At 60.3% G+C, this 12,845-nt stretch carries 15 protein-coding genes and 2 pseudogenes; 7 read left to right on the top strand and 10 right to left on the bottom strand.

Features of this window, described 5'->3' with window-relative positions; all coding sequences use genetic code 11:
• Positions 1-104 precede the first annotated feature (104 nt).
• Positions 105-1,169: an NAD(P)H-dependent flavin oxidoreductase gene (locus tag JFV30_RS13740; RefSeq protein ID WP_010171415.1), complete on the bottom strand. Its 1,065-nt coding sequence runs from the start codon at positions 1,167-1,169 to the stop codon at positions 105-107.
• A gap of 110 nt (positions 1,170-1,279) precedes the next feature.
• Entirely contained in the window at positions 1,280-2,158 is an 879-nt protein-coding gene (locus JFV30_RS13735) for an alpha/beta fold hydrolase (protein ID WP_201124299.1), read from the bottom strand.
• Between the two features lie 175 nt (positions 2,159-2,333).
• On the opposite strand from JFV30_RS13735, the gene JFV30_RS13730 reads away from it, so the two are divergent.
• The gene (locus JFV30_RS13730) at positions 2,334-2,918 is read left to right on the top strand and encodes a CGNR zinc finger domain-containing protein (protein ID WP_201124298.1); all 585 of its coding nucleotides are present in this window, start codon (positions 2,334-2,336) and stop codon (positions 2,916-2,918) included.
• Positions 2,919-2,924: 6 nt separating this feature from the next.
• Here JFV30_RS13730 and ada read toward each other — a convergent pair whose 3' ends face one another.
• The 5 genes from ada to JFV30_RS13705 all read right to left on the bottom strand — a co-directional run bounded on the left by ada (position 2,925) and on the right by JFV30_RS13705 (position 6,013).
• A complete protein-coding gene (ada, locus tag JFV30_RS13725; protein ID WP_201124297.1) occupies positions 2,925-3,989 on the bottom strand; it encodes a bifunctional DNA-binding transcriptional regulator/O6-methylguanine-DNA methyltransferase Ada in 1,065 nt (354 codons plus the stop codon).
• 76 nt (positions 3,990-4,065) lie between these two features.
• The gene (gene alkB / locus JFV30_RS13720; protein ID WP_201124296.1) at positions 4,066-4,746 is read right to left on the bottom strand and encodes a DNA oxidative demethylase AlkB; all 681 of its coding nucleotides are present in this window, start codon (positions 4,744-4,746) and stop codon (positions 4,066-4,068) included.
• Positions 4,736-5,452, bottom strand: coding sequence for a 2OG-Fe(II) oxygenase (locus JFV30_RS13715; RefSeq protein ID WP_201124295.1), 717 nt, complete (start codon positions 5,450-5,452; stop codon positions 4,736-4,738). The genes alkB and JFV30_RS13715 overlap by 11 nt, the downstream gene beginning before the upstream one ends.
• An 82-nt stretch (positions 5,453-5,534) precedes the next feature.
• Positions 5,535-5,699: a hypothetical protein gene (locus JFV30_RS13710; RefSeq protein WP_169385834.1), complete on the bottom strand. Its 165-nt coding sequence runs from the start codon at positions 5,697-5,699 to the stop codon at positions 5,535-5,537.
• Positions 5,700-5,710: 11 nt separating this feature from the next.
• Positions 5,711-6,013 (bottom strand): DUF1883 domain-containing protein, encoded by a 303-nt coding sequence (locus tag JFV30_RS13705; RefSeq protein ID WP_003212586.1) that lies wholly within the window; start codon positions 6,011-6,013, stop codon positions 5,711-5,713.
• 213 nt (positions 6,014-6,226) lie between these two features.
• Here JFV30_RS13705 and JFV30_RS13700 point away from each other — a divergent pair, with 213 nt between their 5' ends.
• From JFV30_RS13700 to JFV30_RS13685, 4 genes and pseudogenes are all read left to right on the top strand, one after another.
• Entirely contained in the window at positions 6,227-6,577 is a 351-nt protein-coding gene (locus JFV30_RS13700) for a hypothetical protein (protein WP_010171399.1), read from the top strand.
• A 220-nt stretch (positions 6,578-6,797) separates the two neighbouring features.
• A pseudogene (locus JFV30_RS13695) lies at positions 6,798-7,423 on the top strand (c-type cytochrome).
• Complete coding sequence (locus JFV30_RS13690) at positions 7,420-8,340, top strand: c-type cytochrome (protein ID WP_201124294.1); 921 nt, start codon at positions 7,420-7,422, stop codon at positions 8,338-8,340. The pseudogene JFV30_RS13695 and the gene JFV30_RS13690 overlap by 4 nt, the downstream one beginning before the upstream one ends.
• A gap of 63 nt (positions 8,341-8,403) precedes the next feature.
• Positions 8,404-8,634, top strand: a complete 231-nt coding sequence (locus JFV30_RS13685) for a hypothetical protein (RefSeq protein ID WP_010171395.1) — start codon at positions 8,404-8,406, stop codon at positions 8,632-8,634.
• Here JFV30_RS13685 and JFV30_RS13680 read toward each other — a convergent pair whose 3' ends face one another.
• Both JFV30_RS13680 and JFV30_RS13675 read right to left on the bottom strand, forming a co-directional pair.
• Complete coding sequence (locus tag JFV30_RS13680) at positions 8,635-8,919, bottom strand: hypothetical protein (protein ID WP_003212581.1); 285 nt, start codon at positions 8,917-8,919, stop codon at positions 8,635-8,637. It abuts the gene before it with no gap.
• 101 nt (positions 8,920-9,020) lie between these two features.
• Positions 9,021-9,206 (bottom strand): hypothetical protein, encoded by a 186-nt coding sequence (locus JFV30_RS13675; RefSeq protein WP_010171394.1) that lies wholly within the window; start codon positions 9,204-9,206, stop codon positions 9,021-9,023.
• Between the two features lie 306 nt (positions 9,207-9,512).
• Here JFV30_RS13675 and galU point away from each other — a divergent pair.
• Both galU and gorA read left to right on the top strand, forming a co-directional pair.
• Positions 9,513-10,354: pseudogene (gene galU, locus JFV30_RS13670) on the top strand (UTP--glucose-1-phosphate uridylyltransferase GalU).
• 103 nt (positions 10,355-10,457) lie between these two features.
• The gene (gene gorA, locus JFV30_RS13665) at positions 10,458-11,816 is read left to right on the top strand and encodes a glutathione-disulfide reductase (RefSeq protein WP_177046421.1); all 1,359 of its coding nucleotides are present in this window, start codon (positions 10,458-10,460) and stop codon (positions 11,814-11,816) included.
• Here gorA and JFV30_RS13660 read toward each other — a convergent pair whose 3' ends face one another.
• Entirely contained in the window at positions 11,817-12,824 is a 1,008-nt protein-coding gene (locus JFV30_RS13660; protein ID WP_201124293.1) for a DNA-binding protein, read from the bottom strand.
• Between the last annotated feature and the right edge of the window lie 21 nt (positions 12,825-12,845).

The raw sequence follows: 12,845 nt of genomic DNA, 5'->3' as shown, positions 1-12,845 counted from the left end.
GGTTTGCGGCTTGTTATAGGCAGAGGGAGGCGACCGCTATGTATGGGAATATATAGCGGTTGGCCACTGCCGGTACAGTGCAAAGTTGTCCCGGGAGTTCAGGTTCAGCGTCGGCCGAGTTTTTCCAGGGTTTGCGCGGCCAGTTCCAGTGTCAGGTCATAGGTGGAGATGTCTTTGCCCAGGCGCAGTGCCTGGCCTGACCACAAGTTACTGAAGCCGGCTTCGTCCTTGGCCTTGAGCGGCATCAACGCACCGCCGGACAGCGGAAACGCCGGTGCCGTCGGGTTGATCGCGCCCAGTTCACGCATCACCCGGTTGACGATGCCCCGTGCCGGGCGCCCGGTGAACAGGTTAGTCAGCGCGGTTTCACTGGCCTGGGCGTTGCGCAAGGCGTGGTGGTGTGACTTCGACACCGTTGCTTCAGGGGTAAACAGGTACGCCGTGCCGATCTGCACCGCCGAGGCGCCGAGGGCAAAGGCGGCGACAATGCCCCGTGCATCACCGATGCCGCCGGCTGCGATCACCGGCACGCTCACCGCGTCGACGATCTGTGGCACCAGGGCCATGGTGCCAATCTGGGTATTGAGGTCGTCGCTGAGGAACATCCCGCGATGGCCGCCGGCTTCGGCGCCCATGGCAATGATTGCGTCGCAGCCGTGCTGCTCCAGCCAGATGGCTTCTTCAACGGTGGTGGCCGACGACAGTACTTTCGCGCCGGTGGCCTTGACCCGGTCCAGCAGGGATTTTTCCGGCAGGCCGAAGTGAAAACTCACGACTTCCGGACGGAACTCTTCCACCACTTCACACGCGGCATTGTTGAAGGGTGCGCGGTTGGAGACGGGCGTAGGCGCGTCAAAGTCGGCGCCCAGTTCGCGGTAGTAGGTTTCCAGCAGGTTCTTCCACTGAAGGTCGCGGTCAGCATCCGGCGCCGGTGGCTGATGGCAGAAGAAATTGACGTTCAGCGGCCGCGAACTGGCCTGGCGGATAACAGAGATCGCTTCGCGCAATTGCTCGATGCTCAGTGCTGCGGCGGGCATCGAGCCGAGAGCGCCGGCCTGGTTGACGGCAATCACCATCGCCGTGCTGGTGGCATTGGCCATGGGCCCCTGGATGATCGGTAACTCAATGCCCAGCAGGTCAAGAATTCGGGTGTCTGGCCAGGTGCTCATGGGACGCTTCTCCAACGGTGGAATGCTGTTCCGTCGTTTTAGCAGGGCCAGGCAGCACCAGGCGAGTCTGTATTATTCACTGGACGAATCCAGTGTTTCGTGCGCGGCCATCAGTCGATGGCGTGGCCCAATACCTCATGAATCCGCTGGGCAATATGCGCGGCGTGGGTTTCCAGGGCGAAGTGGCCAGTGTCGAGTAATTCCACCACCGCGTTGGCGTTGTCGCGGCTGTAGGCATGGGCGCCCGGCGGGATGAAGAACGGATCGTTCTGGCCCCAGATCACCAGCGCCGGCACTTGCGTGGCCTTGAAAAACGCCTGGAACGCCGGGTACAGCGTCAGGTTGTTGCGGTAGTCGAGGAACAGGTCCAATTGGATCTCGTCATTGCCGGGGCGCTGCATCAAAAGCACGTCGAGCATGTAGGACTCCGGTGCGACCAACTCCGGTTGCGGGACGCCATGCAGGTACTGATAGCGCGTGCCTTCCAGGCTGATGACGGCATTGCGTATCACCTCTCGATTGGCCTGGCTGGGTTCGGCCCAATAGGTACGGATCGGCGCCCAGGCGTCACCCAAACCTTCCAGGTACGCGTTGCCGTTTTGCGACACCAGCGCGCTGACCCGTTCCGAGTGCGCCACCGCCAAGCGCAGGCCCACCGGCGCACCGTAGTCGAACACATAAAGCGCGTAGCGGCTGAGCTGCAAGGCGTCGACGAAATGGCCGACGGTGAGCGCCAGGTTGTCGAAACTGTAGTGGTAATTGCGTTCGGTGGGGACTTCGGTGAAGCCGAAACCAGGCAGGTCTGGCGCGATGACCCGGTAGCGGGTGGCAAGCAGCGGGATCAGGTCGCGGTACATATGGGACGAACTGGGGAAACCATGCAGCAGCAACATCACGGGGGCGGACGGGTCGCCGGCTTCGCGGTAGAAGATGCGCACGCCATCGGCATCAACGTGCTGGTAGCGAACCACTGGGGTTGAAATCGACATGATCGGAGTCCTCTTTGTAACTGGATAAGATTGTTTGTCGGGTTACTGATTTTTAGGCTGCGCCCGAAATAGTAACCTGTCAAATTAATTTAAGAGGTTACTTTTATGTGGGCTTGGTAACTATCCAAAAGCCCAGTCAGCGGTTACGATGACCCGGACTTGAAGAGGATTCGCCATGACCGCCATCACCCCATCCCCGTTGGAACCCTACGTTCTGGCCGACCATCCGGTGCTGGACATGCTCAATACCCGGGCGAATGTCGACGGCGTGCCATTTGAATTCTGGCAAGGCGATGGCGATGTCGAGCGCTGGCTGGTGCGGCTGGGCTGGTGCGATGAGGGCACGGTGCCGGTGTTCGAGGAGGGCGCGCTGCTGGGCGCGGCGCGGGGCTTGCGGGAGGTGATCCGGCAGTTGCTCGAACAGCGCAAGGCCGGCGAGCAGGGCGACCCTGGCGCACTCAATGCATTTTTGCGCAAGGCGGTCAGTCACCCGCAGCTGGCTTGGCCGGCACCTGGCGAGTTGCGCCTGGAGCGCCAGCGCAAACAGCAAACCGCCGAGCAGTTCCTGGCACCGATTGCCGAAGCCGCTGCGACGTTGCTGGTGGAAGGGGATTTCGGGTTGATCCGCACCTGTGAGCATCCCGAGTGCGTGCTGTGGTTTTACGACCGTACCAAGGGGCACAAGCGCCGCTGGTGCAGCATGGCGCTGTGTGGCAACCGGCATAAGGTGGCGGAGTTTCGCAAACGTAAACTCCAGTAACCGTCTTCAGGATTCTGCCGGGCTTTCGCGCTCCAGCAGTTGGCGTTTGCGTTCAACGCCCCAGCGATAGCCCGACAGGTTACCGTCGGCGCGCACAACGCGGTGGCAGGGAATCGCCACGGCCAGGCTGTTGGCGCCACACGCTTGAGCCACGGCGCGGTAGGCAGTTGGGGCGCCGATGCGCTGGGCGATCTCGGCGTAGCTGGCGGTGCAACCCACCGGGATTTCCCGCAAGGCCTGCCAAACCCGTTCCTGAAACGCGGTGCCACGCAAATCCAGGGGCAAATCCAGGCCCAGGGCCGGCGCTTCGATGAAGCCCACCACCTGGGCGATCAATTGTTCGAAGTCGTGATCGGCGCCCAATAGATTGGCACGGGGAAACTGGTCCTGAAGGTCGCGCACCAGTTTGTCCGGGTCATCTCCCAGCAGGATCGCGCATACGCCACGATTGCTCTGCGCCACCAGGATCGCGCCCAATGAGCATTCGCCGACGGCAAAACGGATGTCTGTGTTGGTGCCGCCGGCTTTGTAGTCGCCAGGCTTCATGCCGAGCAATTGGTCGGCAGCTTCGTAAAAGCGGCTGTTGGAATTGAAGCCTGCGTCGTACAGCGCGTTGGTTACCGAGTGTTGGTCCTTGAGCCCGTCACGCACCTTGCGCGAGCGATGGGCGCTGGCGTAGCGCTTGGGCGTCAGGCCGGTCACCGCTTTGAACACCCGATGAAAATGGAATGGGCTCAAGCCGGCGAGGGCGGCCAAGGCTTCAAGGGACGGCAAGGTTTCGGCTTGCTCGATGTGTCGGCAGGCGCTTGCCACCAGCTGCGCATGGCGTGCGGCGACTTGGGTCTGGTCGCCCGAATAGCGTTTGTTGGGGCGGTAGCCCGCGGCTTCGGCCTGTTGCGGGGTGTCGAAGAATTCGACATTCTCCGGGCGCGGCCGCCGTGCGGAGCTGCTGGGGCGGCAGTACACGCCGGTGGTTTTCACACCGTAGACGAAGGTCAAGTCAGCCTTGGCGTCGCGGGCGACGATGGCGGCCCAGCGCGGGTCTTGTTCGGTGGCGTGGCGCGCGGTCATGGTGGTGACTCCTGTTTGAGGAATGCCAGGTTAGTCCCGTGCGGCATTCCTATCACTCCGATGCTTGCGGTCAAATTCATCCGGCGGTTCGAAATGTCAGGTTGATACGCTGCGGCCCCATCACCGGATGAGTGCCGGGCTTGATCGGCATCACGCCGTGAAAGCGCAGGCGATCCACGCCGCCCCACACCACCACATCGCCATGGAACAGCGAGACCTTTTGTGGCTTGTCGCTCCGTTCATGGCCGCCGAACAGAAAGATCGCCGGCAAACCCAGGGACACCGATACCACCGGGGCTGCGTAGTTGCGCTCGTTCTTGTCCTGATGCAGGGACATTTTGGCCCCCGGCACGTAGCGGTTGATCAGGCAGGCATCCGGCTCGAAATCAGCGAAACCCGCATCTGCTGCGGCCGTGATCGCCAGTTGGCGCAGTGCCTCGGGCAGTGCTGGCCAGGGTTGTCCGCTGTTGGGGTCAACCGGGGAGTAGCGATAGCCCGTGGGATCGGTTGTCCAGCCCAACTCCCCACAACTGCTCAACGCCGCCGACATGGTAAAGCCGCCCGGCGTGACCATTTGCCGGAACGGCGACTGGGCCAATATGCGCCGCAGTTCCGGCAGCAAACGCTCGACCCACGGCAGGGCATAGCCCTTGAGCACGCAGGACTGCTCGCCGATTTGCTCGCGCCCCGCGGGTTGCTGCAAGGCCTCGTCGGCAAACAGATCGAGGGTGGGGCCGGGATTGCTCTTACTGTGCATCGTGAAAAATCACTCCCAAGGTATGGCGCCTGCCACTGTGCAGAACACTGACCCCATGGCGCAAGGTGACCCGATGAAAGCCCCTCGCACTGGGCACGGGTCGCTGATTGACCGCGAAGACCACCGCGTCGCCCTTGTTCAGCGGTACGACATGGGCACGGGATTGCATTCTTGGCCGCTGTTCGGTCAGTACCAGTTCGCCGCCACGGAAATCCTCTCCCGGCTGCGACAACAAGATGGCCACTTGTAAGGGGAATACATGTTCGCCGTACAGATCCTGGTGCAGGCAGTTGTAGTCACCGGGGCCATATTGCAGCAATAACGGCGTAGGGCGTTGCTGCCCGGCGGCGTGGCAGCGGGCGATGAAGTCGGCATGGTGCGCCGGGTAGGTGATCGGCAGGTTCATCCGCTCGTTCCAGCGATTAGCCTGGGGCGCCAGGTACCCATACAGCTGTTCACGCAGCTCGCTGATCGGCGAGGGCAACGGGTAGCGGAAGTACTTGTACTCGCCACGGCCAAAGCCGTGCCTGGCCATCAGCACGTGGGAGCGAAACAGGTCCTGTCGGGGATAATGGCTGCTGAGTGCTGCGCATTCACAGTGCTCCAGCAGGCCCGGGATCAGCGCATTGCCCTGTTGATCGAGGTCTCGCTCGATCGCGTCCCAGTTCAGGTTGGCCAGGCGTTCTTGCAGTGGAGTAGGAGGCATCGACGAGTTCCTGTGGCAGCGGGTAAAGGCTGCCAGTCTAGGAAGTCGTCAGCGGCGTGACACTCCGATGCTTGCGCTCGAATTACAGGGCCTTGCTCACATTGATATCGGTGATTTCATCGCTGGCGTCGTGGATTTTCGCCAGGGCTTCCTTGGCTTCTTCGAGGCTGCCGGCCTGCAATTGGGCGAATTCGAAGCGGCGTTCACCGTTGAGTTTGTACTTGATCACATATTTGGTGGTAGTCACGGGCATTCCTGTCAGCTCAGTTTCGAATTGGTGCGGCGCACGATGCGGATCTTGTGGGACAAGGTCGGCTTCTTGGTCACGCTGATGGCACGGCGGGTCACGACGTCCAGGGTAATGTTCCAGAACCCGGTGCTCGGCGCGGTGATTTTTGCCGGGAACTTGTCAAATGCGCCGCCGTGGTAGGTATGGCGGCCACCGTTCTTGAAGCTGCGAAAGTTCGCGTCGCTCATCAGGCGGATGTTGCAGGTTTGCGAGCATTCAATGACGACAATATCTCCTTCATTAAGGTGTTCGCGCTGGTGGATGAATTTCATGGGGTGTCTCCAGAAGGGCTTTTTCTGAAAAATCAGAACGATACGTAGGTTAAGATGGAGTTTATCAGCCCCAGCACGTTTATTATCGGACCGTCGTCGACGACTTCGACAATTTAAAACAGTTATTTACCGAGTTATCAGGGATAAATCCAACGTGGGCGGGAGAAAAATACCTTCCTCGCTGTCGTAGGGTCTTTATCGGAGGTTTTTTATATGAAGTGGAGTGTGTTGGTTCTGGCCCTGGCGTTGGGTGGATGTGCTTCGGTGGCGGATATCAAGCAGACCCCACCGACGCTGGCAGTGATCTCTGGCAAAAAGCCGCAGGAATACGCGGCGTGTGTGGTTCAGAAATTGTCCAAAACCCGCAGGCCGTCCCAGATCGAGCCCCACAAGGAGGGTGTTCAAGTGATTGTGCCGCAGAAGTTCTCTGCTGATCCGTCGGCTATCTTTGAAATTGAAGAGCGCTCCAGCGGCAGCAGCATCAAGCTCTACGAGAGCATGTCCAATGTGCCGATTCGCCCGGGTGACGTGAAGGCCGCCGGCGAGGCATGCATTTCCGGTTAATCCGGTAGGCCACCCACTTTCGAATCCGATCAGGAAGCCCGACCTGCCAGCGCAGTGTCGGGTTTTTTGTGCATGTTTTTTTGTGTGTGGTCCTTTTCTGTAGGTTTTGAGTGTTGTGGCTGTCGGATCATTACCCTACCATTTGTAGGCTTATGCCTAATTCGCCTAAGCATATAACTATAAAAATGGAGTCGTGATGATGTCTCTGGAACGAGTTCTGATGGGTAGCGCGTTGCTGCTGATAGTGGGCAGTGCCCACGCGCTAGAGGGAAAAACGTGTTTACACAGGGCGGTTCCCAGCCGGGAACGGCGCCCTGTGTGGCTTGCCACGGGGCGGATGGCCTGGGGCTGGCGGCGGCGGGTTTTCCGCGCTTGGCTGGTTTGCCTGCGGGTTATTTGCGCAAGCAACTGCAGGATTTTAAAAGCGGCGCGCGTAACAGTCCCGTGATGCAACCGCTGGCCAGCGCACTGACGGAAGAAGAAATCAACGCCGTGACCGAGGAGCTGGCGGCAATGCCCGCGCCGGCGCCTGTCCCGGTGCACCGCAGCAATATGCCAACTGACGCTGCGCAAAAGATTGCCCTGCAAGGCGCGTGGGAGCGCCAGATTCCGGCCTGCGTCAGTTGCCATGGCCCGGCCGGCGTGGGTGTCGGCGAGGCGTTTCCACCCTTGGCCGGGCAATCGGCAGCCTACCTGGCAGCGCAGTTGAACGCCTGGCGCAGCGGTACACGTCATAACGATCCGAACGATCTGATGGGGCATGTCGCCAAATCCCTCAGCGCTGAAGAAGTGCAGGCGGTGGCCACTTATTTCGCGTCGCTGAGCGGCCAGGAGGCCAAGCCATGAAGCGTTTCTTGTGTGCGCCGTTGCTGGGAACCCTGATCAGTGTGCCGGCCCATGCGGCCACCATCGCCATGGAGGACCAGTCACAGTTGCAGCCATCTCCTCATTCCTCGGCCGCGCAGTTCCAGCCGCCGAAAGAGAGTGAGCTGCCGGACAACGCCTACGGCAAGCTGGTGAAACAGGGTTACGCGTTGTTTGTCGACACCAAGCGCCTGGCGCCGCAGTTTGTCGGCAATGGCCTCAATTGCAGCAACTGCCACTTGGACCAGGGACGCCTGGCCAACTCCGCGCCGCTGTGGGGTGCCTATCCGATGTACCCGGCGTATCGAAAAAAGAACGACAAGGTCAACACCTTCGCCGAGCGCCTGCAGGGTTGCTTCCAGTTCAGCATGAATGGCGGCACGCCACCGGCAGCAGACAGCCCGGAGATTACTGCGTTGTCGGTGTATGCCTACTGGCTGGCGAGCAAGGCTCCCTTGGGCGTCGAGCTGCCGGGGCGTGGCTACCCGGACGTGCCGGCCCCCGACAAGGGGTATGACCTGGCCCAGGGCGCTGAAGTCTATAAGGGCCAATGTGCCGTTTGTCATGGTGCCGAGGGCCAGGGCCAGAAAGTCGGCGACAGCTACGTGATGCCGCCACTTTGGGGTAAAGACTCCTACAACTGGGGCGCCGGGATGCACCGGATCAACACGGCAGCGTCCTTCATCAAGCACAACATGCCCCTGGGCAAGGGCGGCAGCCTGACCGACCAACAGGCCTGGGACGTGGCGGCCTACGTCAATCGCCACGAGCGGCCTCAGGACCCGCGCCTGGTGGAAGGCTCCGTGGAGAAAACCCGGGTGAAGTTTCACGCCAATGACGGCATCAATCTTTACGGGCAGACCGTCGATGGCGTGCTGATTGGCCAAGGCATCCGTTAAACTGTCGATCACCCATAAAAAATGCCGCTGAATCAGCGGCATTGTCTTTTCGGATATTCAGTCATGAAGCGTGAGCAAGTCAGAGAGCGACATGCAGGGGGTCATATTTCTGCGACCCATGTGATTCAAAATCCTGCGGATACAGGCGAGTGGATCGTATTCTTCAAGAAGAGCGGCGGTCGCAGCTATTTCCTGGTAGATGACCAGGATGAGGTCGAATCCTTCTCTCGCCTGGACGACTTGATCGAGACCATTCGCGGCCTGGGCATCAAGTTCGCCGAAATTCACATGTAATTACTTACAGACCACGGTCACGCTGCGGGTTTTGTAGTTACCGACATCCTTGCCCAGGGTCTTGTCGCTTTCTTTCAGGGCCGGCGTACCCTCAGTGCCGACAATCCGGTAACCGGTGCCCGCGCAGGACGCATCCGCCTTTTCATAGCAGCTGGCCCAGGAGTTGGCTTCGCCGGAGCAGTCGATAGCCAGTCCTTGTTCGCCGTTTTTCAGGACGGTGTCGGAGGTGGTGGTGCAACCACCGGTAAGCGCCAGTACCGCAATCAGTGCCAGGATCTTGTTCATGTAGGAGTCGTCATCAGGGTGTTGGAAGGGGAGCGCTGACACTGTCTTGTGGTGAGGGGGCTTGCCCCTGTTGGGCTGCGAAGCAGCCCCGGAAACAGGCCTTACTTGGTCTTGGGACGTTTGCTCGACGCGTGGCCTGCTTCATCCACAAACACTTCGGCCACTGCAATGGCTTGGGCTTCGCTCGCGAATGCCCCGGCAACGCTGTCGCCGTGGAAGTTGATCAAGTGCCAGCCGTCCGCTCGCTTGGTGATCAGGTAGCCGTTCACGCCTTTTGGTTCTGACATCTATCAATCTCGTTGTTTGGTTCAGGCTGCAATGATAGCGCCAAACGGCGTGGGGCGGCGCAAGTTGTTGCTGGTCAGTGCCGATCGCGATAAAGCGTGCTAAAAAGGTTGAAGCCCTTTGAATGACGGGCGCAAGCCGACGATTTTTAACAGCGACGAAGGCACTTGATTGAATGCCGGCGGAACTTACGCCGACATTTTTTCTCTATGTTGACATCGCAACGCCAGCAGGACCCATTGTAAGGTGACTGCGGCCTGATTAGACTGCGCCGAATTTCGTACGCACAGCCCTTTGTAAGGACTCATATGATCAAGAAATGCTTGTTCCCAGCAGCCGGTTACGGCACTCGCTTCCTGCCAGCGACCAAGGCCATGCCCAAAGAGATGCTGCCGGTGGTGAACAAGCCACTGATCCAGTACGGCGTTGAAGAGGCACTGGATGCCGGCCTGAACGAAATCTCGATCGTGACCGGCCGTGGTAAGCGCGCCCTGGAAGACCACTTCGACATCAGCTACGAGCTGGAAAACCAGATCAAGGGCACCGACAAGGAAAAATACCTGTAGTCGGCATCCGTAAACTGCTCGACGAGTGCTCGTTCTCCTACACCCGCCAGACCCAAATGAAAGGCCTGGGTCACGCGATCCTGACCGGTCGCCCGCTGATCGGTGACGAACCGTTCGCCGTGGTACTGGCCGATGACCTTTGCGTAAACCTAGAAGGCGACGGCGTGCTGACCCAGATGGTCAAGCTGTACCAGAAGTACCGTTGCACCATCGTCGCGGTTCAAGAGGTTGACCCTCAGGAAACCAACAAGTACGGCGTGATTGCCGGCGACGACATCGGTGATGGCCTGATCCGCGTACGCGATATGGTTGAAAAACCGGCGCCGGAAGATGCCCCATCGAACCTGGCGATCATCGGCCGCTACATCCTGACCCCGGACATCTTCAAGCTGATCGAAGAGACCGAGCCAGGCAAGGGCGGCGAGATCCAGATCACCGACGCCCTGCTGAAGCAGGCAAAAGACGGTTGCGTGATTGCCTACAAGTTCAAAGGTCGTCGTTTTGACTGCGGTGGCGCTGAAGGCTACATCGAAGCAACCAACTTCTGCTACGAGCACTTCTACAAGACTGGCAAGGCTTACTGATTCACGGTTGCCTGCTTGATCTGGGAAAGCCACCTTCGGGTGGCTTTTTCGTTTTTCGGCCCCATGTAAGCAGGTATGCTGTTGTCCTGCCGAGGAGAGTGAAATGGCCTACGATTTTGACCTTTATGTAATTGGTGCCGGTTCCGGCGGTGTGCGCGCTGCGCGATTCGCTGCAGGTTTTGGCGCCAAGGTGGCGGTAGCGGAAAGCCGCTACCTGGGCGGTACCTGCGTGAATGTGGGCTGCGTGCCGAAGAAACTGTTGGTGTACGGCGCGCATTTCGCCGAAGACTTCGAGCAGGCCAGCGGTTTCGGCTGGTCCCTGGGTGAAGCCAACTTCGACTGGGCGACCCTGATCGCCAACAAGGATCGCGAGATCAACCGCCTCAATGGCATCTACCGCAACCTGCTGGTCAACAGCGGCGTGACCCTGCACGAAGGGCATGCGCGACTGGTGGACCCGCACCAGGTGGAAATCAATGGCGAGCGCTTCACCGCCAAACACATTCTGGTGGCCACCGGTGGCTGGCCGCAGATCCCGGAAATCCCGGGGCGCGAGCACGCCATTGGCTCCAATGAGGCGTTCTTCCTCAAAGAACTGCCCAAGCGTGTGCTGGTGGTCGGCGGGGGTTATATCGCCGTGGAGTTCGCCGGGATTTTCCACGGCCTGGGCGCGCAGACCTCGCTGCTGTATCGCGGTGACCTGTTCTTGCGCGGTTTTGACGGCTCGGTGCGCACGCACTTGAAGGAAGAGCTGACCAAGCGCGGCCTGGACCTGCAATTCAATGCCGACATCGAGCGTATCGACAAGCAGGCCGACGGCAGCCTCAAGGCCACCTTGAAAGACGGTCGCGTACTGGAAACCGATTGCGTGTTCTACGCCACCGGCCGGCGCCCGATGCTCGATAACCTGGGGCTGGAGAACACCGGCGTCAAGTTGGACAAGCGTGGTTTTGTCGAAGTGGACGACCTGTACCAGACCGCTGAGCCGTCGATCCTGGCGATTGGCGATGTGATCGGTCGTGTGCAACTCACGCCGGTGGCGCTGGCCGAAGGCATGGCCGTGGCGCGTCGATTGTTCAAGCCTGAGCAGTATCGCCCGGTGGATTACGCGATGATCCCGACGGCGGTGTTCAGCCTGCCGAACATCGGCACCGTGGGCCTCAGCGAAGAGCAGGCGCGTGCAGACGGCCACAAGGTGCAGGTTTTCGAAAGCCGCTTCCGGCCGATGAAGCTGACCCTGACCGAGTGCCAGGAAAAGACCTTGATGAAGCTGGTAGTGGACGCCGAGACTGACAAGGTCCTGGGCTGCCACATGGTCGGCCCTGACGCTGGCGAGATCGTGCAAGGCCTGGCAATCGCACTCAAGGCGGGCGCGACCAAGCAGCATTTCGACGAAACCATCGGCGTGCACCCTACGGCGGCGGAAGAGTTCGTCACTATGCGCACGCCGGTGGCGCAGTAATCAGCACTCGGTAGTTGCCTCTGGCACCGTCGCAATGACGGCTGCCAGGCGCAGCGCCTCGATGCTGGCCTGGGCTTTGACCAGGTCCAGCTCCAGGGTCTTGTTGACCTGCTGGTGTTCGGCCAGCGCTTCCTGGCGTGCCTGATTCTCCAACTGTGCAACCCGCAAGCGTTCCTGCAACAGGGTGCGCTCGCTGTCGATCACATTCACCTGTTCGCTCAACTGGCGCTGCTGTTCGCGGTCCTGGCGGGCCTGTTCCTGCAAGGCACTCAGCTCTTTCACCGTCACCCGGTGCTCAATCAGCAGGCGCTCGTTATCGCGGTGCAGTTGGGTGATCTCATCCTGGCGCACCATCGCGCTCTGCTGGGCCTGGCGCAGCTCTGCCTGTACCTGCTGCAACTGTCCTTCATGGCGGCGCTGTTCCTGCTCGCGCTGATCCTTGATCGCGTTGCGGTAATGCTCAAGGGCATCCCGTGCATGCAGGTGCTTCTCTTCCAGTGAGCGAATCTGCTCGTCTTTATCGTTGATCCGCAGCTCGTAATCGCTGCACGCCTGGCTCAACCCGGCGTTGCGGGTTTGCTCGGTTTGCAGGCTGGAGCGGGTGCTTTGCAGGGCCGCGCTTTCATCGGCCAGGGCGGCCGCCTGGATATCGAACTGTTGCTTGAGTTGGCTGTGGGCGGCTTCCAGCGCTTCGGTCTGGGCGAGCAGGGCGGCTTGCTGTTGCTGGAACTGCGCCAGGGCCAGGTCGATCGGCTCCTGCGCCTTTTCCTTGAGGCGCTGGGCCAGGCGCGCCACTAGTTCGCCCAGCTCGTCGTCGATGGGCGCTTCAGTAATGGTCTGGCGGGTTTCGCTTTCGTCCAGCTCCTTCAAATAGCGATGAATCGTGGTTTTCGAGCCGGTATTGCCCATCTCGATGCGTACGGCATCGATGCTTGGGTTTTCGCCGCGGGCGAGGATCGCCAGGCGTGCCGTTTGAACTACTGCTTTATTGATGCCGCCGCGAGCCATGGAGTCTCCGTCGATTTAGTA

Origin of the sequence: Pseudomonas sp. TH32 (assembly GCF_016650855.1) — a bacterium.
Classification (GTDB): Bacteria; Pseudomonadota; Gammaproteobacteria; order Pseudomonadales; family Pseudomonadaceae; genus Aquipseudomonas.
The sequence above is the reverse complement of the archived record's forward strand: the minus strand, read 5'-3'. Positions and strand labels throughout refer to the sequence as shown.